The 19,154-nt window shown below is 70.5% G+C and carries 26 protein-coding genes; 13 read left to right on the top strand and 13 right to left on the bottom strand.

What is annotated here, in order from left to right; translation table 11 throughout:
- Positions 1 to 185 precede the first annotated feature (185 nt).
- Entirely contained in the window at positions 186 to 1,169 is a 984-nt protein-coding gene (locus IEX91_RS12615) for a class I SAM-dependent methyltransferase (RefSeq protein ID WP_188879377.1), read from the bottom strand.
- Positions 1,170 to 1,285: 116 nt separating this feature from the next.
- On the opposite strand from IEX91_RS12615, the gene dph5 reads away from it, so the two are divergent.
- Complete coding sequence (gene dph5 / locus IEX91_RS12620) at positions 1,286 to 2,095, top strand: diphthine synthase (RefSeq protein WP_188879378.1); 810 nt, start codon at positions 1,286 to 1,288, stop codon at positions 2,093 to 2,095.
- A gap of 75 nt (positions 2,096 to 2,170) precedes the next feature.
- Entirely contained in the window at positions 2,171 to 2,467 is a 297-nt protein-coding gene (locus tag IEX91_RS12625) for a helix-turn-helix transcriptional regulator (protein ID WP_188879380.1), read from the top strand.
- 30 nt (positions 2,468 to 2,497) lie between these two features.
- On the opposite strand, the gene IEX91_RS12630 is transcribed toward IEX91_RS12625, so the two are convergent.
- From IEX91_RS12630 to IEX91_RS12640, 3 genes are all read right to left on the bottom strand, one after another.
- A complete protein-coding gene (locus tag IEX91_RS12630; protein WP_188879381.1) occupies positions 2,498 to 3,283 on the bottom strand; it encodes a VOC family protein in 786 nt (261 codons plus the stop codon).
- A gap of 48 nt (positions 3,284 to 3,331) precedes the next feature.
- Entirely contained in the window at positions 3,332 to 3,805 is a 474-nt protein-coding gene (locus IEX91_RS12635) for a hypothetical protein (RefSeq protein WP_188879382.1), read from the bottom strand.
- Positions 3,806 to 3,940: 135 nt separating this feature from the next.
- Positions 3,941 to 5,056, bottom strand: coding sequence for an OBG GTPase family GTP-binding protein (locus tag IEX91_RS12640; RefSeq protein ID WP_188879384.1), 1,116 nt, complete (start codon positions 5,054 to 5,056; stop codon positions 3,941 to 3,943).
- Between the two features lie 107 nt (positions 5,057 to 5,163).
- Between IEX91_RS12640 and IEX91_RS12645 the strand changes: the two genes are divergently transcribed.
- Entirely contained in the window at positions 5,164 to 5,364 is a 201-nt protein-coding gene (locus tag IEX91_RS12645) for a VNG_1110C family protein (protein ID WP_188879386.1), read from the top strand.
- A 73-nt stretch (positions 5,365 to 5,437) separates the two neighbouring features.
- Complete coding sequence (locus tag IEX91_RS12650) at positions 5,438 to 5,917, top strand: 50S ribosomal protein L11 (RefSeq protein WP_188879387.1); 480 nt, start codon at positions 5,438 to 5,440, stop codon at positions 5,915 to 5,917.
- Positions 5,918 to 6,149: 232 nt separating this feature from the next.
- Here IEX91_RS12650 and IEX91_RS12655 read toward each other — a convergent pair whose 3' ends face one another.
- From IEX91_RS12655 to IEX91_RS12670, 4 genes are all read right to left on the bottom strand, one after another.
- Positions 6,150 to 6,488, bottom strand: a complete 339-nt coding sequence (locus IEX91_RS12655; protein ID WP_188879389.1) for a CHY zinc finger protein — start codon at positions 6,486 to 6,488, stop codon at positions 6,150 to 6,152.
- The gene (gene folE, locus IEX91_RS12660; protein ID WP_188879390.1) at positions 6,488 to 7,102 is read right to left on the bottom strand and encodes a GTP cyclohydrolase I; all 615 of its coding nucleotides are present in this window, start codon (positions 7,100 to 7,102) and stop codon (positions 6,488 to 6,490) included. Before folE ends, IEX91_RS12655 begins: the two co-directional genes overlap by 1 nt.
- Before the next feature lie 82 nt (positions 7,103 to 7,184).
- Positions 7,185 to 7,466 carry a DUF7521 family protein gene (locus IEX91_RS12665; protein WP_188879391.1) on the bottom strand — a complete coding sequence of 94 codons (282 nt, stop codon included), beginning with the start codon at positions 7,464 to 7,466 and terminating at the stop codon, positions 7,185 to 7,187.
- 5 nt (positions 7,467 to 7,471) lie between these two features.
- Positions 7,472 to 7,837, bottom strand: coding sequence for an ArsR/SmtB family transcription factor (locus tag IEX91_RS12670; protein WP_188879392.1), 366 nt, complete (start codon positions 7,835 to 7,837; stop codon positions 7,472 to 7,474).
- Positions 7,838 to 7,974: 137 nt separating this feature from the next.
- Between IEX91_RS12670 and IEX91_RS12675 the strand changes: the two genes are divergently transcribed.
- Together IEX91_RS12675 and IEX91_RS12680 are read left to right on the top strand one after the other, a co-directional pair.
- Positions 7,975 to 9,369 (top strand): MFS transporter, encoded by a 1,395-nt coding sequence (locus tag IEX91_RS12675; protein WP_188879394.1) that lies wholly within the window; start codon positions 7,975 to 7,977, stop codon positions 9,367 to 9,369.
- A 29-nt stretch (positions 9,370 to 9,398) separates the two neighbouring features.
- A complete protein-coding gene (locus tag IEX91_RS12680) occupies positions 9,399 to 9,629 on the top strand; it encodes a DUF7120 family protein (RefSeq protein ID WP_188879396.1) in 231 nt (76 codons plus the stop codon).
- 65 nt (positions 9,630 to 9,694) lie between these two features.
- Here IEX91_RS12680 and IEX91_RS12685 read toward each other — a convergent pair whose 3' ends face one another.
- Complete coding sequence (locus tag IEX91_RS12685; RefSeq protein WP_188879398.1) at positions 9,695 to 10,840, bottom strand: pyridoxal phosphate-dependent aminotransferase; 1,146 nt, start codon at positions 10,838 to 10,840, stop codon at positions 9,695 to 9,697.
- Positions 10,837 to 11,328 (bottom strand): Lrp/AsnC family transcriptional regulator, encoded by a 492-nt coding sequence (locus IEX91_RS12690; RefSeq protein WP_188879400.1) that lies wholly within the window; start codon positions 11,326 to 11,328, stop codon positions 10,837 to 10,839. Before IEX91_RS12690 ends, IEX91_RS12685 begins: the two co-directional genes overlap by 4 nt.
- A gap of 109 nt (positions 11,329 to 11,437) precedes the next feature.
- Between IEX91_RS12690 and IEX91_RS12695 the strand changes: the two genes are divergently transcribed.
- Entirely contained in the window at positions 11,438 to 11,743 is a 306-nt protein-coding gene (locus IEX91_RS12695; RefSeq protein WP_188879402.1) for a putative quinol monooxygenase, read from the top strand.
- An 86-nt stretch (positions 11,744 to 11,829) separates the two neighbouring features.
- On the opposite strand, the gene IEX91_RS12700 is transcribed toward IEX91_RS12695, so the two are convergent.
- Positions 11,830 to 12,264, bottom strand: a complete 435-nt coding sequence (locus IEX91_RS12700; protein ID WP_188879404.1) for a GNAT family N-acetyltransferase — start codon at positions 12,262 to 12,264, stop codon at positions 11,830 to 11,832.
- A gap of 87 nt (positions 12,265 to 12,351) precedes the next feature.
- On the opposite strand from IEX91_RS12700, the gene IEX91_RS12705 reads away from it, so the two are divergent.
- The 6 genes from IEX91_RS12705 to IEX91_RS12730 all read left to right on the top strand — a co-directional run bounded on the left by IEX91_RS12705 (position 12,352) and on the right by IEX91_RS12730 (position 17,967).
- Complete coding sequence (locus IEX91_RS12705) at positions 12,352 to 12,522, top strand: DUF7837 family putative zinc-binding protein (protein WP_188879406.1); 171 nt, start codon at positions 12,352 to 12,354, stop codon at positions 12,520 to 12,522.
- Between the two features lie 39 nt (positions 12,523 to 12,561).
- Positions 12,562 to 14,148 (top strand): Hvo_1808 family surface protein, encoded by a 1,587-nt coding sequence (locus tag IEX91_RS12710; RefSeq protein WP_188879408.1) that lies wholly within the window; start codon positions 12,562 to 12,564, stop codon positions 14,146 to 14,148.
- A gap of 231 nt (positions 14,149 to 14,379) precedes the next feature.
- Entirely contained in the window at positions 14,380 to 16,722 is a 2,343-nt protein-coding gene (locus IEX91_RS12715; protein ID WP_188879410.1) for a glycoside hydrolase family 3 N-terminal domain-containing protein, read from the top strand.
- Positions 16,723 to 16,797: 75 nt separating this feature from the next.
- The gene (locus IEX91_RS12720; RefSeq protein ID WP_188879411.1) at positions 16,798 to 16,992 is read left to right on the top strand and encodes a cold-shock protein; all 195 of its coding nucleotides are present in this window, start codon (positions 16,798 to 16,800) and stop codon (positions 16,990 to 16,992) included.
- 100 nt (positions 16,993 to 17,092) lie between these two features.
- Positions 17,093 to 17,551, top strand: coding sequence for a hypothetical protein (locus IEX91_RS12725; protein ID WP_188879413.1), 459 nt, complete (start codon positions 17,093 to 17,095; stop codon positions 17,549 to 17,551).
- A 41-nt stretch (positions 17,552 to 17,592) separates the two neighbouring features.
- Complete coding sequence (locus tag IEX91_RS12730) at positions 17,593 to 17,967, top strand: universal stress protein (protein WP_188879415.1); 375 nt, start codon at positions 17,593 to 17,595, stop codon at positions 17,965 to 17,967.
- Here IEX91_RS12730 and IEX91_RS12735 read toward each other — a convergent pair whose 3' ends face one another.
- Positions 17,968 to 18,525 carry a sugar O-acetyltransferase gene (locus IEX91_RS12735; RefSeq protein WP_188879416.1) on the bottom strand — a complete coding sequence of 186 codons (558 nt, stop codon included), beginning with the start codon at positions 18,523 to 18,525 and terminating at the stop codon, positions 17,968 to 17,970.
- A gap of 136 nt (positions 18,526 to 18,661) precedes the next feature.
- Complete coding sequence (gene msrB, locus IEX91_RS12740; protein ID WP_188879417.1) at positions 18,662 to 19,084, bottom strand: peptide-methionine (R)-S-oxide reductase MsrB; 423 nt, start codon at positions 19,082 to 19,084, stop codon at positions 18,662 to 18,664.
- Positions 19,085 to 19,154 lie beyond the last annotated feature (70 nt).

Genomic DNA, 19,154 nt, shown 5'->3' on the forward strand with positions numbered 1-19,154 from the left:
TGGAAGGAATAAGGCTTGCGAATCGGGGGCGGTCGGCGGGGACGTTCTCACGCTACGGGGTCGCACCGCGGCGGCTCCGCGCCCCGGCGCGCTCGCGTCACGTCGGTCCGATCGGGGCGCTTCGCCCGTTTCGCTCCGCGTGGCCCGCGGGCTCACTGGGTTCCGCGCTCCCGTTTCGGCCCTACTCAGTTCCGCGTGAGTCGCACGTCGAGACAGACGTTGTACTCGTGTGGCGCGTACGAGCGGACGGTGTGGCGCGTCTCGATCGTCACGTCGTACGCCGGCTCGGCGGCGTCGCGGATCGCGGCCTCGCCGGGCGCGTAGCGCTCGTCCTCGTGTTGAATGTCGTAGTAATGGAGGACGCACTCCTCACCGGCGAGCGCGACGGCGGTGTCGAGGAACTCCTGTGCCGTGTGCGGGAGGTTCATCACGAGGCGCTCGGCCCACCCCGTGTAGTCGTCGGCGATCTCCCGGACGTCGCCCGCGTACGCGGTGATCCGGTCGGCCACGTCGTTGCGCTCGGCGTTCTCTCGGAGGTAGTCGATCGCGCGGTCGTTGATATCGGTGGCGACGACCTCGGCGCCCGCTCTCGCCATCGGGATCGCGTACGGGCCGACGCCGGCGAACATATCGACGGCGCGTTCGCCGTCCGCGACCTGCTGGACGACGCGATGGCGCTCGGTGGCGAGGCGGGGAGAGAAGTACACCTCGGCGATATCGAGGGCGAACTCGCAGCCGTACTCGCGGTGGACGGTCTCCGTGCTCTCGCCGACGAGGACGTCCCAGTCGCGGACGCGCGTCTCGCCTTTCACCTTGGAGGCGCGGTTGACGACGGTCTCCGCGCGGACGTTCGACTCGGCGATGGCGTCGGCGATCCGCGCGGCGCGCGCCGGGTCGTCCTCGTCGAGGATGACGATGTCGCCGAGGCGCTCGTACGACGGCTCGAACCCCAGTAGGTCGGCGGGCGACGTCGGCGTCTCGCGCTCGGGCACGTCGCGCTCGACGACCCGGAGGCCGTCCGGGACGGCGTCCGGACCGGTGACGGGGATGTAGAGCGCGCCGTCCTCGACGACGATGTCGAGCGACTCGTCGACGAGGTCGGCGTCGGCGAGTCGGCGGCGCGTCGCTTCGCCCTCCTCGGTCGGGACGCGGACGCAGGGCGCGTGCATACGCGGGACTGCGCGCCGTGCGGCCTTACGGCTGGCGTTTCGGCGGGCCGCGGGACCGTCGACCGACGACCGCGCGCAACGAAACCCGTATCCACGCCGCGGCCCCACGCGTACGCATGCTCACGTTCGTCGGACTCGGCCTCTACGACGAGTCCTCCATCACCGTCGAAGGACGCGAGGCGATCGCCGACGCGGACGCCGGCGCGGTCTTCGCGGAGTTCTACACGAGCCACCTCGTCGGCGCGGACGTCGCCGACATCGAGGCGTACCACGGCGTCGAGATCGACGTGCGGGATCGCGCGGGCGTCGAACAGCGCCCCGAGCCGATTCTCGACGCCGCCGAGTCGGGCGACGCCGTCTTCCTCACCGCCGGCGACACGATGATCTCGACGACCCACGTCGACCTCCGTCTGCGCGCGCACGAGCGCGGCGTCGAGACCCGCGTCGTCCACGCGCCGACGGCCGAATCAGCCGCCTCCAGTCTGACCGGGCTCCAGAACTACCGCTTCGGCAAGGCGACGACGCTCCCCTTCGAGTGGGCGCACGGCGCGGATGTCGTGCCCGGCTCGGTGATCGAGACCATCGAGGACAACCGATCCCGGGGATTGCACACGCTGTGCTATCTCGACATCAAGGTCGGCCGGGGTCCCGAGGGCCCCGACCCCGACTTCGAGGCGTACATGAGCGCGGACTACGCCGCGGATCTGCTCGCGGAGGCGTGGGATTCCGACGCGCTCGGCGTCGTCGTCGCACGCGCCGGGAGCCCCGACCCCGTGGTGCGTGCGGATCGGCTCTCCGCGCTCGCGGACGCCGACTTCGGCGGCCCGCTCCACATGCTGATCGTCCCCGGCGACCTCCACCACGTCGAGGCGGACGCCCTCCGTGGACTCGCCGGCGCGCCCGACGACCTCACGACGCCCGAGTGACGAGCGGGTGCGGATCGGTCGACCCCGACCCGGATCACAATAAGTTGATAACACCTCCCGCAAAACTGGCAGCCGATGCGGACACTCCACGCCCTGCAACGTGAGATGCTCGTGCTGGTCGTCGACTACGGCGATCCGTGCGGGCAGGACATCAAACGGGAACTGGAGGCGTACCACGACGCCGAGATCAGAAGCGAGCAACTCTACCACCACCTCGACTCGCTCTGCGAACGCGGCTTCGTCGAAAAACGCCACGCCGACGGTCGGACGAACGCCTACGTCGTCACCGAGGCGGGGAGCCGCTGGCTCGAACGCCAGCGCCACTGGGTCGCCGAACACGTCGGCCCGGCCCCACTCGACGAAGGGAGCTAGTCGGTCGCCGATCGCCGGCCACCGCGACCGTCAGTCGTCCATCACGTCGGTGTCGGGCGTCACGACTTCGATCTCGTGACCGTCCTGATCCTTCGTGAACGCGTAGTTCCAGTCGCAGGACTCGGGGTCGCGGTACTCCGCGGCCTCGCGCTCCATCAGTTCGTCCCACGCCTCACCCAAGTCGTCGGCGCGCACCGCGAGGTGACCCCACCCGTCGGCGTCCTCGTAGCGGCGCCCGTCGTAGTTGTAGGTGAGTTCGACGGTCATCGCGCGCTCGCTCGCTCCCGCTGGCTTCATGAAGTAGTTGGCGAACGTATCGGACTCCCAGCGGCCGTCGGGCTCGTACCCGAACTTCCGCGTCCAGAAGCCGAGCGCCTCGTCGGCGTCCTCGACGCGGATCATCGTGTGATCGAGGCTCCACTTCTGACCGTGGTCGCGCTCGACGATCTCGACCTCGTGGCCGTCCGGATCCGTCACGAACGCGTAGGACCCCCCGCAGGATTCGGGATCGCGGTAGTCCTCGACGCCCTCCTCCATCAGCTCCTCGTAGGCCGCCGCGACGTCCTCGACGCGCACGGCGATGTGGCCCCACGCGTCGCCCATGTCGTACTCGCTCGTGTCGTGATTGTACGTCAGCTCGAGGACGGCGTCCTCCTCCTGTCGGTCCTCGGGGCCGAGGTAGACGTTCGTGAACGTCTCGGCCTCCCAGCGGCCGTACTCGACGTAGTCGAGGTGGCCGGTGTACCAGTCGAGGGACTCCTCGAGGTCGCCGACGCGGATCATCACGTGATCGAGCACGTAGTCGCTCTCGCTCATGGCTGAGATGTGAATCGCGGAGGCGTTAAGCGTACCGGCGTCGGCGGATCAGGCCTCTGCCGGGCGGAGGTAGACGAGGCGTCGCAGGCCGTCCCGATAGCAGAGCAGGGCGACGCCCCAACAGAGCAGCGGCGCGACGGGGAGCACGAGGAGGTCCGAGCGCGACCCCGCGAGCCCGACCGCGTAGAGCAACTCGGCCCCGCCGCTCATGACGAGCAGGCCGGCGGTGACGCGGCGGTCCTCGCGGCCGACGAGCGCGAGCGCGGCGCTCCCGAGCGCACACGCGAAGAGGAACGCCCCGGTCGGCCACGCCTGTCGCCAGTAGGTGTCGACCACCGCCACCGCGAGGTAGCGCGGGAGGAGCATGAACCGCTCGCCGAGCGGACCGCTGAGCGGGCCGAGCCCGTACGCGAAGAACGCCCCGTACTGTACCCCGGCGCTTCCGGTCCAGCGGATGATCGTCCACGGGAGCGCGCCGACGACGCAGAGGAGGAGGATACGAACGGCGCGGCGACGCGACATACGCGGCCTTCGGGCGCGCCCGTCGAGGGTTTTTCGGTCGGGGGAGACGATCGACGCGACCCTCGTCGTCGATCTCCCATTCTCGAACGCCCCGCCGCCGAACCGAATCGAACCGAACGAGACGGGTCGGGGCGTCTATCTGCGGACGATGAGCCGGAGGACGTCCTCGTCTTCGAGCCCGTGGTCGCGGCCGACCTGCTGGTCGTCGTGTTTCGCGGAGGGGCCGGTGACGCGCGCGAACCGGAAGCGCTCGTCCATGTCGCCGCCGAGCTTGTCGAGGGCGTCGTCGACCGTCTCGCCGCGTCGGAGGATGAGCGGCTCGTCGTAGTCGACGCCGCGGCCCGGTTTGTCCATGTAGACCCTGATCAGATCGAGTTCGTCCCAGAAGCGCTCCTTGAGGGCGTCGAGGCCCTTCTCCTCGTGTGCGCTGATGAAGACGGCGTCCTCCTCTGGATCGATGTCGCGCGCGCGGAGGTTCTCCTTCACCGTGTCGACGTACGACGGCTCGATGAGGTCGACCTTGTTGACGACGGTGAGCGAGGGGAGGTAGACGCGGTTGTCGAGGACGCCGTCGACGAGCTCGTCGACGTTCGGGTTGCCGCGGATCGTGACGTCCGCGTTCACGTACCCCTGCTCGCGCAGGACCTGTCGGACGGTGTCGTGATCGAGTTCGAGGTCGCCCGACGTGTTCACGTCGATGCCGCCCTTGATCTTCTTCGAGATGCGGACGTGGGGCGGTTCGGTGTCGAGGCGGATCTTGTTGTCGTAGAGCTCGTCGTAGAGCCGATCGTACTGGTCGATCTCGAAGGCGGAGAGGACGAAGACGATCAGGTCGGTCGAGCGGATGACGGAGAGGACTTCGCGCCCGCCGCCGCGCCCGCCCGCGGCGCCCTCGATGAGACCCGGGACGTCGAGGATCTGGATGTCCGCACCGCGGTATTTCAGCATCCCGGGGTTGACGTCGAGCGTGGTGAACTCGTACGCGCCGACTTCGCTGTCGGCGTTCGTGAGCGCGTTGACGAGCGTGGACTTGCCGACCGAGGGGAAGCCGACGAGCGCGACGGTCGCGTCGCCCTGCTGTTTGACGGAGTATCCGCCGCCGCCGCCGGAGCCGGCCTGCTGGGCTTCGAGCTTCTCCTTTTTCTCCGCGAGCTTCGCCTTCAGCCGGCCGATGTGCGCTTCCGTGGACTTGTTGTACGGAGTGTTCGCTATCTCCTCTTCGAGCTCCTCGATCTCCGCCTCCAGTCCCATTGGCCGAACGTGGGCCGTCTCGCCGGAAATCACTTTCGTCCGGGCGTCGCGCGCGTCTCTCACGATCTTCGACACGTTTATTCAGCAGCTCGGGAGACAGGATCGGTATGGGTGATCCGTCGCGCTACCGGGACAGCACGCAGATCGTCCTCCCGGCCGGGGCGCTCGACGGCCTCGACGCGCCGCTCGACGAGCGGTTCACCGTGACGCTGTTCGAGCGCGACGGCGTCGTTCGGATCATCGGGAGTCCGGTCGAGATCCGGGCCGCGAGTGATTACCTCGCCCGACAGGGCATCAGTCTCCCGTGAGGGGGCGGCCCGCGGGCCGCGGCGATCGCCGGCTTTCGAACGGTTTAAATCCGCCGCGCGATTGCGTCCACGCATGGCTGATACCATCGAAGTGCTCGTCCCCGGCGGGCAGGCCAACCCCGGCCCGCCCCTCGGCCCGGAGCTCGGTCCCACGCCCGTCGACGTGCAGGCGGTCGTCGAGGAGATCAACGACCAGACCGCGGCCTTCGACGGCACGGAAGTCCCCGTCACCGTCGAGTACGAGGAGGACGGCTCCTTCTCCATCGACGTCGGTGTCCCGCCGACGGCGGAGCTCATCAAGGACGAGGCCGGCTTCGAGACCGGGTCCGGCGAGCCCCAGAAGGACTTCGTCGCGGACCTCTCCATCGAGCAGCTGAAGTCCATCGCGGAGCAGAAGAAGTCCGACCTGCTCTCGTACGACACGAAGAACGCCGCGAAGGAAGTCGCGGGCACCTGCGCCTCTCTCGGCGTCACCATCGAGGGCGAGGACGCGCGCGGCTTCAAGGCCCGCGTCGACGACGGCGAGTTCGACGACGTACTGGCTGAGGCGTAAGCGACGTGAGAGCCAGCAGGACGCTACGCGTCCTGCGTTGTGCTTGCCGAGGCGTAAGCCGAGGCAAGCATTAGTGAGACGCGCGAGCGTCTCACGCAATCTGGCTGAGGCGTAAGCCGAAGTCAGTGCGAGCGGGACCTCCGGTCCCGCCTACGTTCTCGCCGAGGCCTGACGAGGCGAGCGCGACCCCTACTTTCATCGACTTTCTCCGCTCGTAGAGCCGGCCGTGTCGCTATCGCTCGGCGAAGTACCTGCGCCAGTGGCGTTTACAGCCGGGGTTGAACGCGTGGCCACAGGACGGGCACGCGTCGTCGCAGTCGGCGTACTCGCGGACGGTGAGCGCCGCCCCGCAGGCCCCGCAGAGGACCGCCGGGTCGTCGAAGGCGTCGCGCGGGATCGCCCGGTGCTCGTGGTCGGCGACGGCATCGTGGCAGGCGCGACAGGGATAGTAGGCGTCACAGCACGCCGCGCGGATGGCGATCACGTCGCGGGCGGCGTCGTAGTGCGCACAGCGGGTCTCGGGGCCGACGTCGAGGCCGCGGACGGTCGTCCCGGCGACCGTTCGCTGCATCAGTGCTCGGCGGCGATGGCGTCGCGGAACCGGTCGCGCTCGTCCGCGCTGAGGTCGCCCACGGTGGCCCGCGAGGTCGTCGTGGTGTGCGCCTCGACGCCGCGCATCGCCTCGCAGAGGTGGGTCGTGGAGAGTTCGACGGCGACGGCGTCGGCCGCGACGGCCTCATCGAGGCCCTCCGCGATGTCGCGGGTCAGACGCTCTTGGACGGTGAGCTTCCGGGACGCCCACTTGACGTAGCGCGCGAGCTTCGAGAGCCCGACGACTTCTCCGTCCGGTCGGTAGGCGACGTGTGCGACCCCGTGGAACGGAAGGAGGTGGTGTTCGCAGAGCGAGTAGATGGGGATCCCGGTCTTGACGACGAGGTCGTCGGCGTCAGTGTCGAAGGTCCGCATCGTCGGGCGCTCGTCCTCGCGGTAGCCGCGCGTGAGCTCCTCATAGGCGGCGGGGACGCGACGCTCCCACGTCTCGACGAGTCCGTCGCGGCCGGGGTCCTCGCCGATGGCGTCGAGGAGGAGGCGGGTCGCGTGCGCGAGTTGGTCGCGGTCGACCGGGCCGTCGTGCTCGTCGTCCGTCTCGTCGCTCTCGTCGTGGGTGGGCGTTCCGTCGGTCATGTCCGTGGCGTCCGCGTTGTGCCGCGTTCGTCCTTCGCCGGTGAGAAGCCGTCGATTCCGGCACGGACGTGGCCAGTCCGGCTCAGTCCTCCACGTAGAGCGAGTAGAGGATGACGGCGAAGCCGACGCCGGTGAACCCGCTCTCGATGACGAGCGCGAGCATCGGGTCGACGTGGAGGAGCGTGTCGACGAAGCCGGCGAAGAGCGCACCGAGGGTGACGACACCGAAGCCGAGCGCGAGCAGGCGGATCGAGCGCGAGTGCGTGCGGATCGACGCCTCGTAGGCGAAGTACGTGATCGCACCCCCGAGGAGGAGCGTCACCGTCTTCAGGATCGTCACGAGGGTCGCGAGTCCGATTCCCATCGGGGTCACGTCTCCTTTTGCACCTCCGCCCAGATGTCCGCGAGGCGTTCGGAGGGGCCGCGCGCGGGTCGCTCGACGTCGAGGTCGAGGTCGTGGTCGTCGTCGAACGCGACTTCGAGGGAGTCGAACGCCGCCCGATAGCGCGAGCGGTGTCTGCCGTCCGATCGGACCTCCGTCTCCTCGTCGACGAGCGTCGCGTCGGTGAGCAGTTCGAGTTTCCTGTAAGTCGTCGAGAGTGGCACGTCGCACGCCTCCGAGAGTTCGTTCGCCGTCATTGGTTCTTCGAGCGCATCGAGGAAGGCCCGACAGTCCGCGTCGTTGAGCGCATCCAGAACGCGCGCGAGGTCGAGGTCGTCGTCGGATGCACTCATGCTGTCCCCGTGCGGGTCGTCACCGGGCGTATGCGCTCGACCCTTAGATATCGTCCGGTTCGCGCTGCCGCGGTCGCAACCGACTTGCCGCCGGCGCTTGCACGGCGCGGTATGCACGACCGGGACGGGGGACCGCGGTGAGCGACCCCGAGGCGACGAGCGCGGACGCGGGCGGCGAATCGGACGGTGATGCGCCCACCGGACTCGATCGGCCGCGGCGCGCGCTCGCCACCGTGATCGCCATCGTCTTCATCGACCTCCTCGGGTTCGGCATCATCATCCCCATCCTCCCCTACTACGTCCGGAGCTTCGGGGTGAGCGACGTCTACATCGGCCTGCTCGCGGCGTCGTACTCGCTGTTGCAGTTCGTCTTCGCGCCGCTTCTCGGTCGCCTCAGCGACGAGCACGGCCGCCGGCCGGTGCTGATGCTCTCGGTCGCCGGGAGCGCCGTCGCGTGGACCGTGTTCGGCCTCGGCGCGGAGTTCGAGGCCCTGTTCGGCGTCGCGGGCGGCGTGGGCGCCCTCTTCGTCGCGCGGATGATCGCCGGCGCGATGGGGGGGAACGTCGCCACCGCACAGGCGTACATCGCGGACGTCACGACGCGGGAGGAGCGCGCGGGGGCGCTCGGCCTCATCGGCGCGGCCTTCGGCCTCGGCTTCGTCTTCGGACCGGCGCTCGGCGGCCTCCTCGCCAGCGACCCCGTCGTCGCCGCGGCCCGCGCGGCTTTCCCCGCGTTCGTCCCCGCGACGCGGTTCAGCCTCCCGAGCTTCGCCGCCGCGGGCCTCTCCGCTTTGGCTTGCGTCGCCGCGTACGCCTTCCTCCCGGAGCCCGCGCGTCACCGCGGCTCCGCGCGCCGCACCGGTGTCGTCTCGGGCTTCCTCGGGGCCGCGCGCTCGGCGGCGCTGCGCCCGTACGTCGCGACCTTCCTCCTCGTCTCGGTCGCGTTCTCCGGGATGCAGGTCGTTTTCGTCCCGTTCGCGGCCGACACCTTCGACTACGGGGAGGCCGAGACGGCGCTCCTCCTCACGTACATCGGCGTGCTCGGCGTGGTGAATCAGGCGGTCGTCGTCGGACGGCTCTCCCGTCGGTACCGCGACGACGCGCTCGCCGTCGTCGGCGCGCTCGCGCTCGTCGGTTCGCTCGCCGCCGTCCCGTTCACCCCGGTCATCGGCGAGGCCGTCGTCCCGCCGTCCCTGCTCGCCGGCGCGCCACCGTGGTTCACGCCCGCGTTGGTCGCCCTCCTCGTCGTCCTCGCGGTGCTGTCGTTCGGGAACGGCCTGTTGAACGTCGCCCTCTCGACGCTCGTCTCCGCGGCCGCGCCGCCGGACGAGCAGGGCGCGGCGTTCGGTATCACGCAGAGCGCGGGGAGCCTCGGACGGACCGTCGGGCCGCCGGCGATGACCGCGCTCTACGTCGTCTCGCCGTGGCCGCCCTTCGTCCTCGGCGCCGTCCTCGCCGTGGGCGTCGTGGCCGTCCTCGTCGGCACCGTCTACGGGAACGCGGGCGACGCGAGCGCCGGGCCGCAGGGTTGAAACGTCCCGCGCGGAAACCACCCCCCACGATGCCTACCGCCGAAGTCGACCTCCCGAGCGATCTCGAAGTCGAAATCGACCGCCTCGTCGACGATGGCGAGTTCTTCAACCGCAAGGAGGCGGTCGAAGAGCTCCTCTCGACGGGGTTGAACGTCTACGACGCCACGTCGGGGAGCGACGAGGAGGCCGAGATGGGGGAGTTCGAGGCGGACATGCGCGAGACGAGCGAGCGCTCGCTCGGCGACGAATACGAGTTCTGATCGGTTCGCGTCGCGCTCACCGGATTTTCCGGATCGGCCGTCGCCGCGACGGTTCGCGCCCGCGCTCAGCGGTGCTCGGCGAGGAAGTCCTCGATGCGGTTCGTGGCCTCGCGGAGCTCGGGGAGCGATCGCGCGTACGAGACGCGGACGTGACCCTCGCCGCCGTCGCCGAAGACGCGCCCGGGGACCACGGCGACCTCCGCCTCGCGGAGGAGCTCCTCCGCGAACCGCTCGTCGTCGCCGGGGACCGACGGGAAGACGTAGAACGCCCCGCGCGCCTCGAAGCACTCCAGACCCATCTCCCGAAAGCGCGAGAGCACGAAGCGCCGACGCCGGTCGTACTGTTCGCGCATGTCGACGACGGCGTCGTCGCAGGAGTGCAGGGCTTCGAGCGCCGCGGCCTGCGCGGTCGTCGGCGCGGAGAGCATCGTGTACTGATGGATGCGGTTCATCCCGTCGATGACCTCGGGGGGACCCATCGCGTACCCCAATCGGAGGCCGGTCATCGCGTACGCCTTCGAGAAGCCGTTGAAGACGACGGTGCGCTCGCGCATCCCCGGCTGGGTGGCGATGCTGTCGTGTTCGCCCTCGTAGGTGAGCGCCGCGTACACCTCGTCCGAGAGGACGAAGAGGTCGTGTTCGCGCGCGAACGTCGCGACCTCCGCGAACCCCGAGGCGTCCATCACCGCGCCCGTCGGATTGTTGGGGTAGCAGAGCACGAGGAGGTCGGCGCGCTCCGCGCCGGCGCGCTCCAAGGCGTCGTACGTGAGTCGAAACTCGTCCTCGGCCCGCGTCGGCACGCGGAGGACCTCCCCGCCGGCGAACGAGGCGTCCGGTCCGTAGGAGATGTAGGCGGGTTCGGCGACCGCGACGACGTCGCCGGGGTCGACGAGCGCGCGCATGGCGAGGTCCATCGCCTCGCTGACGCCCGTCGTGACGAGGATCTCCTCGTCCGCGTCGTACTCGTGCCCGTAGCGCGTCACGTGGGCCTCGATGGCCTCGCGGAGGTCGCGCCGGCCGCGATTCGACGTGTAGGAGGTCTGTCCGCGCTCCAGGGCGTCGATGGCGGCCTTCCGGGCGGGCCACGGCGCGCTGAAGTCGGGTTCGCCGACGCCGAGCGAGACGACGTCGTCCATCTCCTCGGCGATCTCGAAGAACCGCCGGATGCCCGACGGCGGCGTTCGCTCCGCGCGCTCGGAGAGGCGGCTCATGGGGAGTACGAGAGCCGGTCGTCCGTCTCGCCGTCGTCGAACTCGATCCCGTCGTCCTTGTAGGTCTCCATGACGTAGTGCGTGACCGTCTGGGTCACCTCGGGGATCGGGGCGATCTCCTCGGAGACGAAGCGCGACACCGCGTTCATCGTGTCGGCGCGGACCTCCAGGGCGAAGTCGTAGTCGCCGCTGACGAGCTGGAACGCCGTCACCTCGGGGAACTTGGCGATGCGACGGGAGATGTCCTCGTATCCCGTCTCGCGGTCGAGCTCGACGTTCAACTCGACTTTCGCCTCGACGATTCCGTCGTCGAGCGCCGCCCAGTCCACGACCGCGGTGTAGCCGCGCACGACCCCGGCGTTTTCGAGGGCCTCGACGTGCGCCTCGACGTCCTCCGGGGTGAGGTCGAGTTGTCGGGCGACGTCCTCCGCCGTGTACCGGGCGTCCTCGCACAGGAGGTCGAGGACGCGTCTGCGCTCGTCGTCCATACTCGCCCGCACGTCGCGTCCGTTCTTAGTGCTGTCCCTCCGGACTCGGTGACGGCTACGACTACCGCCACCCGACGGCTTTTGCGGTGGGTCGTCCTAGGCGCCCGTGATGATCGTCGTGCACGCGACCTTCCCGATCGACCCGGATCACCGCGAGGAAGCCCTCGACCTCGCCCGCGACGTCGTCGCGGCGTCCACCGAGGAACCGGGCGTCATCGACTACCACGCCGCGGTCGACGTCGAGGACGAGACCGTCCTCCGGTTCGTCGAACGCTACGAGGACGCCGCGGCCGTCGAGGCCCACGAGGAGAGCGAGCACTTCCGAGCGTTCGTCGCCGGCCTCTCCGACGTCCTCGCGGGCGACCCCGAGGCGACCCGCTTCGCGGTCGACTCCGCGACCGACGTCGAACTCTGAGACGCGGGGATCGGGTGTCGGATCCGTCCCGGCGGCGAGCGCGGCGGCAGACGGTCCGCGGCCCGGCGACCGGTTCGCGCGGCCCCCTACTCGTCGAGCGGACGCTCCATCGTGACGTGCGGGATCCCCGCCTCGTCGAAGACGTCGCCGACCCGCTCGTAGCCTCGCGCGGCGTAGAAGCCCGCGGCGCTCGTCTGGGCGTCGAGGACCGCGCGGTCGTGTCCCGCCTCGCGGGCGCGGGCCTCGGCCGCGTCCATCAGGCGCGCGCCCCACCCCTCGCCGCGGTGGGTGTCGCGGACGGCGACGCGCTCGATCTTCGCCGCGCCCGACTCGGCCGTCCGATAGCGCGCGGTGCCGACGGCCGCGCCGTCGACGCGGGCGAGGAAGTGCGTCGCCTCGGCCTCGTGGTCGTCCACCTCGACCGACGCCGGGACGCCCTGTTCGTCGACGAAGACGGCGTATCGGACCGCGAGCGCCTCGCGGAACGCCGCCGCCGTCTCGACCACCTCCACGCCGTGCATACCCGCGGGCAGGCGACCGCCACGGAAGACCCTTCCCCTCCCCGCCGAACAGTTATGGCCGTTCGGTGACTCGTATTCGATACGGGAATGACTGACGCCGACGGTGCCGACGGGACCGACGGGGCGCTGGGTCGCTGTCCGGAGTGCGGGGCCGACGTCCCCGCGACCGCGGTGCTCATCGAGTACGAGGACGACGACGGCGAGGCCGCGTACGCCGCCTGTCCGTCGTGCGATACCGTCGTGAAGCCGCGCTCGTAACCCACAGGGACTTTGCCGGGCCGCCCGAAGAACCGGTAGATGCGCACACGACTGCGAACGCTTCTCGTCGTCGTTCTCCTCGTCGCGTCGAGCGCGGCGACGGCGAACGCGACAGCCGCCGGCGCGTCGGGCGTCGATCGGGGGAGCGCGAGCGCGAGCGCGACTGCGCCCGCGACCGACACTCCCGCGCCCGCACAGGCCGACGACGCGACCGACTCGAACCGATCTATCGGCTACGTCGACGGCTATCGGTACGACACCGCGATCGACGTCGATCAGTCCGACGGGCTGAGCGACGCGGAGATCCGCGCGTACGTCCGGCGGACGATGGCGCGCGTCGAACGCCTCCGCGGGCACGACTTCGAGACGCCGGTCCCCGTGAACGTCATGTCGCGGGACGCGTACCGCGCGAACCGATCGAACGCGCCGACGAACGCGACGTACGCGCGGTGGAACCAACAGGTGTGGGAGGCCGCCCTGATCGTCGGCGACGAGACGAACCTTTCCTCGGCGACGTCCTCGTACTACTCGAACAGCGTCCAAGGGTTCTACTCGCCGAGCGACGACGCCATCGAGATCATCGTCCCCTCCGGGAAGCGGGCGTACATCGACCGGGCGACGCTCGCCCACGAGCTGACCCACGCCCTCCAAGATCAGACCTACGACCTCGGTGCGGCGAAGTACGGCGGCGAGACGCAGGACGCGCAACTCGCCACGAGCGGGCTCATCGAGGGCGAGGCTCGATACGTCCAGCGACAGTACACCCGGCGCTGTACGAACGGGACGTGGCGCTGCGTCGCCACGCCGTCGAGCGACGATTCGTCGTCCGACTCCCCGGCGTCGACCGGCCCGTCGCCCCCTCAGAGCCTGCAGTACACGCTCTACTTCCCGTACGCGAGCGGGCCGGGATACGTCAACGAGCTCATCGAGCGCGGCGGCTGGGCGGCTGTCGACGCCGCGTGGCGCGACCCGCCGACCACGACGAGCGAGGTCATCCACGGTGACGCCCCCGCGGTGACGGACGTCGCCGTCGATCGCGACGCGGCGACGAACGGCTGGCGGACGTATCCGAGCGTCGGCGTGAACGGGACGGACACGCTCGGCGAGGCCTCGATATTCATGGGGCTCTGGTGGCAGAGCGCGCGCTACGACGCGGGCGTCGTGCCGACGGACATCCGCGCGGACGACGGCTATCGGACGTTCCGCTACGCCGCGCCGGCCTCGGCGGGGTGGGCGGGCGACGCGGTGCTCCCCTACCGGAACGGCGACGCGGACGGCTTCGTCTGGAAGACCGCGTGGGAGACCGAGACCGACGCGGGCGACTTCGCGGCCGGCTACGTCGCGGCGCTGAAGGCGCACGGCGCGACCCGCGAGGACGGCGTCTGGATCGTCTCCGGGGACGACGGCTATCGGGGCGCGTACCGCGTCGTGCACGCGAACGAGACGGTGACGGTCGTGAACGGCCCGGACGTCGCCGCGGTGAACGACATCCGTCCGTCGCTCGCGGGCAGCGAGAGCTCCCCGGGGACGTCCGGCGGCTCGTCGCCCGGGTTCGGCCTCCTCGCGGGCGCGCTCGCGCTCCTCGGCGCGCTCGTGCTCCTCGTCGCCCTCACGCGACGCCGGTAACGCCGGCTCGCCCGGCCGTCGTCGGTTGACGGACGACCTGAACGCGGACGAGAAGCGGCCCGACTCTTCGCGCTCCGTAGCGAACGCGTTCGGGACGCGCTCGCGGTCGCGCACGACGCTCGCCGACCGGCCGTCGCCGGCGCGCCGGCGACGGCCGCGGTATCCTTGACTATCGTTACGTACATATATAGTAATGTTTTTACATCACGTACGATCAATTCGCGGTGAAACATGTCGGAAAAGATCACGCATTCGCGTCGACGGTTCCTCCAGGCGACGGGCGCGCTCGGTGCGGCCGCCGTCGCCGGCGGCTCCGAGGGCGTTAGCGCCCAGGAGATGCAGACGTACGGCGACGGGTCGCGCCCGGCGCCGCCGGAGACGGACGTCGAGGCGATCCTCGCGGAGATGAGCGTCGATGAGAAGATCGGGCAGATGATCCAGGCGAACGTCTCGACGGTCGACGCGAACGAGATTGCGTCGCTGTTCACCGACTACCACGTCGGTTCGCTCCTCACCGGCTCGGCCTACCCGCCGTCGCGCGATCCCGTCGAACTCGCCAAGGGCGTCAACGCCCTCCAGGAGTACGCGATCGGCGAGGGAAACGGCGTCCCGTTCGTCTACGGCCTCGACACTGTCCACGGGAACGTCACCGTCGAGGGGGCGACGGCGTTCCCGCACAACGTCGGGATGGGCGCGACGCGGGACCCCGAGCTGATGGCGGCCGCGGCGAGACACACCGGTGACTCGGCGTCCGCGATCGGCGCCCACTGGGGGTTCGCCCCGACGAGCGGGATCGCCCGCGACCCCCGCTGGGGGCGCTTCTACGAGACGCTCTCCGAGGACCCGCACCTGACGGGCGAGCTCGGCGCGGCGGCCGTTCGCGGCCTCCAGGAGGGCGACGCGGAACACGGCGGCGTCGCCGCGAGCGTGAAGCACTTCGCCGCGTACAGCGAGCCGCAGAACGGCGACGACCGCAGTCCCGCCCGCATCCCGGTCCGCGACCTCGTGGAGAACCACCTCGTCCCCCACCACATGGGCCTCCAGGAGGAGCCCCTGACGGTGATGATCAACAGCGGCTCCGTCAACGGCGTGCCCGCGCACGCCTCCTCGTGGCTCCTCACCGACGTCCTCCGCGACCGGATGGGCTTCGAGGGCCTCGCCGTCTCCGACTGGAACGACTTCCACCGGATGGTCGAGATGCACGAGTACGCCCCGGACCTCCGGGCGGCCGTGAAAGCCGGCGTCAACGCCGGCGTCGACATGGCGATGCTCTCCGATCTCTCGCACGTCGATGAGTTCCACGCGGCGCTTCGCGACCTCGTCGAGGCCGGCGAGGTGCCGGAGTCGCGCATCGACGAGGCCGCGCGGCGCTCGCTCGAACTGAAGGCCGAACTCGGCCTCCTCGACGACCCGTACGTCGACCCGACGCGCGCCCCGGACGTCGTCGGCGGCGCGAAGGACGCCGCTCGCGAGGCCGTCCGCGAGTCCCTCACCCTCCTGAAGAACGAGGGCGACGCGCTCCCGCTCGCCCCGACGCAGAACGTCGTGCTCGCCGGCCCGAACGTCGACGACGTCCGCGCGCAGTGCGGCGGGTGGACCATCGGCTGGCAGGGCCTCCACGCCGACGACGCGAAACCGTGGGCGACGACCATCGCGGACGGCGTGCGCTCGCGGGCCATCGGCGGCGTCGCCGTCCACGAGACCGGCTACGCGTTCAACCGCTGGAGCGACGACGAGTGGTCCCTCGACGCCGAGACGAAGGCCGCGATCGTCGCGGACGCGAAGACCGCCGACCGCGTCGTCCTCGTCCTCGGCGAGGGACCGTACGCCGAGGGGTTCGGGAACACGGACGAACTCGCCCTCCCGGCCGCCCAGCGTGAGCTCGTGGACGCCGTGGCCGACCTCGACACGGAGGTCGTCGGTCTCCTCGTCGCCGGCCGGCCGCGCGGGACGAGCGAGACGCTCGCCAAGCTCGACGCCTTCGTGATGGCGTACTATCCGGGGAGCGCCGGCGGCGCCGTCGCGGACGTCCTCTACGGCGACGCCGACCCCGGCGGACGCCTCGCCTTCCGCTGGCCGGACGGCGTCGGGCAAGTGCCGAACTACTACAACCAGTACCACCCCGCGAAGGACAACGCGGACGCGCTCTTCGACTTCGGCGCGGGGCAGAGTTACACGGAGTTCGCGTTCTCCGATCTCACCGTCTCGCCGTCCACGGTCGCGGACGCCGCGCGCACGGGCACCGCGACGGCGAGCGTGACCGTGACGAACACCGGCGACCGGACGGGTACCGCGCTCGCCGAGGCCTTCTACACGGAGGCGTACGGCTCCGTCCAGTACCCGCGGCGCAAACGCCTCGGTTCCGAGAAGGTCGAACTCGCGCCCGGGCGCTCGCGGCGCGTGACGGTCGAGTTCCCGCTCGCCGCGCTCGCCGTCGTCCCCGGCGAGGTGCCGGGCGACGCGGACCCGGTCGTCGAGGCCGGCGACTTCACCGTCGAACTCGGCGGGGAGACGGCGACGCTCACGGTGGGCGAGACCGTCCCGCTCGACCCGACGCCCGGCGCGAGCGAGTGACGCGGGACGCGTGACACCCGTGCTACCGGGCGTCGCGCAACCCTTATCGTCGCGTTCGGCGTAGTACCCTCTGTAATGGCACGCGGAACGGTTGACTTCTTCAACCAAACTGGCGGTTACGGTTTCATCGAGACTGACGACGCGGACGAGGACGTCTTCTTCCACATGGAGGACGTCGGCGGCGCGGACCTCACCGAGGGCGAAGAGATTGAGTTCGACATCGAGGAGGCCCAGAAGGGCCCGCGCGCGACGAACGTCACGCGCGTCTAACTCCGGCACGAACACGAGAACACGTTTTTTCGAGACGCCGCGTTGAGAGCGGCGGCGACGGATCGCCCGGTTCTTCTTCGTCGAACGCGTCCCCCGAACCATGGCGATGGATTCACTCCCCAGTCGGCCGCTCACCATCGCGGAGGGGCGCGCGCTCCACCGCAGCGACGCCTTCCGAATGGTCGCGCCCGCGAGCGCGCACACCGCCCGCGGCGAGGACGAACGCCTCGTCTCCGCGCTCGTGCTCGTGCGCGACGGGATCGTGCAGGGCGTCGGCTACGACCTCGGTGCGGACGAGTGGACGGTCGTCTACAGCGAGTCCTTCGAGGAGGCAGCGAACCCCGAGGAGCGCGCCGCCGCCGAGGGCGTCGTCGCGGCCGCGGAGGAGCACGCGCAGGCCGCCAACGAGGCGCTCCGCGAGTGGGCGGGCCACGAGGACCGGGAGTTCGAGGCCGTCGAGGACTCCGCGGTCGCGGCCGAGGCCGGCGAGAGCGAGCGCGCCCGCGCGCTCTTCGAGCGCTATCGCGCCGCGAGCGGCGACGACGCGGACGACGAGTAGCGTTCGCGTGGGTTTTTCCCGGCGGCGCGCGAGTGGCCGGTATGACGCGTTTCCTCGTCGCGACCGACTCCGTCCACACGACCGCGGCCGCCTGCGACTACCTCGGTCCCCGACTCGACGCCGGCGACTCCGTTCGCGTCGTCGGCGTCACCGAGGACGGCTCGCGCGACGCCGGCGACGCCGTGAACGTCGCGTCGGCGCGCCTCACGACGCCGACCGTCGAGACCGCGGTCCGCGACGGCGAGGCCGTCGACGAGATCCGGGAGGAACTCGAACGGGGCGGCGTCGACGAACTCGTCGTCGGCGCGCACGAACCCGGCCCCGGCGCGGAGTCCGGCCTCGGCCGGACCGCGCGCGCGCTCGTCGGCCGCGTCGAGGTCCCCTGCGTGGTGTTGCCGCCCGTCGGGCTGGAGTAGCTACTCGATCTCCGTCGCGACGCGCGCCGGGTTCCCGCGCACGACGACGCCCTCCGGGACGTCCTCGGTGACGACGGCTCCCGACGCGACGACGCTGTCGTCGCCGATACTCACGCCCGGGTTCACGACGGCGCGCCCGCCGAGCCACACCCGATCCCCGATCGCCACCGGTTCCCCGTACTCCTCGCCGGCGGCGCGCTCGGCCGGGTCCAGCGGATGCGTCGCCGTGTAGACGTGGGCGCCCGGCCCGAGCAGGCAGTCGTCCCCGATCTCGACCCGGCAGACGTCGAGGATCACGCAGTCGACGTTCGCGTAGAAGCCGTCGCCGACGTGGACGTGCTCGCCGTAGTCGCAGTGGAACGGCGGCTCGATGGACACGTCCTCGCCGACGGAGCCGAGCAGCCTTTCGAGGATCTCGCGTCGCTCGCCGTCGGCGCCCGGGGCGGTGTCGTCGTAGCGCGCGGTCAGCTCTCGCGCCCGCTCGCGCGCCGCGACCAGCTCGGGATCGCTCGGGTCGTACCGCTCGCCGGCCACCATCTTCTCCCGTTCACTCGTCACGTCCGGGAGTCGACGCGCACGACGATAGGGGTGGCGGGTCACCGCGGCGTCCCGCTCCGGTCGCCGCCGCGTTCGTCGTGGCGGCACCGACGTCCTCACGGGGCGCGCCACGCCCGATCGGGTCTTCGACGCCTCCCTATCGGTCGGCGTCGCCGTCCTCGTCGGTGAAGTCGAGGGCGCAGGAGTTGATGCAGTAGCGCTCGCCGGTCTCCGTCGGGCCGTCCTGAAAGACGTGCCCGAGGTGACCGCCGCAGTTCGCACAGACGACTTCGGTGCGGACCATCCCGTGGCTGGTGTCCTCCCGGCGCTCGACGCTGCCCTCGATGGCGTCGTCGAAGCTCGGCCACCCCGATCCCTCGCCGTCGAACTTCGTCTCGGAGTCGAAGAGCGCGGCGTCGCAGCCCGCACAGCGGTAGACGCCGTCGTCGTCCTTGCCAATGAACTCCCCGGTGAACTTCGCTTCCGTCCCCCGCTCGCGGAGGACGCGGTACTCCTCGTCGTCGAGGCGTTCTCGCCACTCGGCGTCGCTCTGCGGGAGGCCCTCCTCGGCGTCACTCATGCGTGCTCGAAGGGGCGCCGCGGCTTTAGGGGTGACGACGGCTCGGGACGACGGCTCGTGTCGAGGCGAG

The sequence above is a fragment of the Halarchaeum nitratireducens genome (assembly GCF_014647155.1).
GTDB classification, from domain to species: Archaea; Halobacteriota; Halobacteria; order Halobacteriales; family Halobacteriaceae; genus Halarchaeum; species Halarchaeum nitratireducens.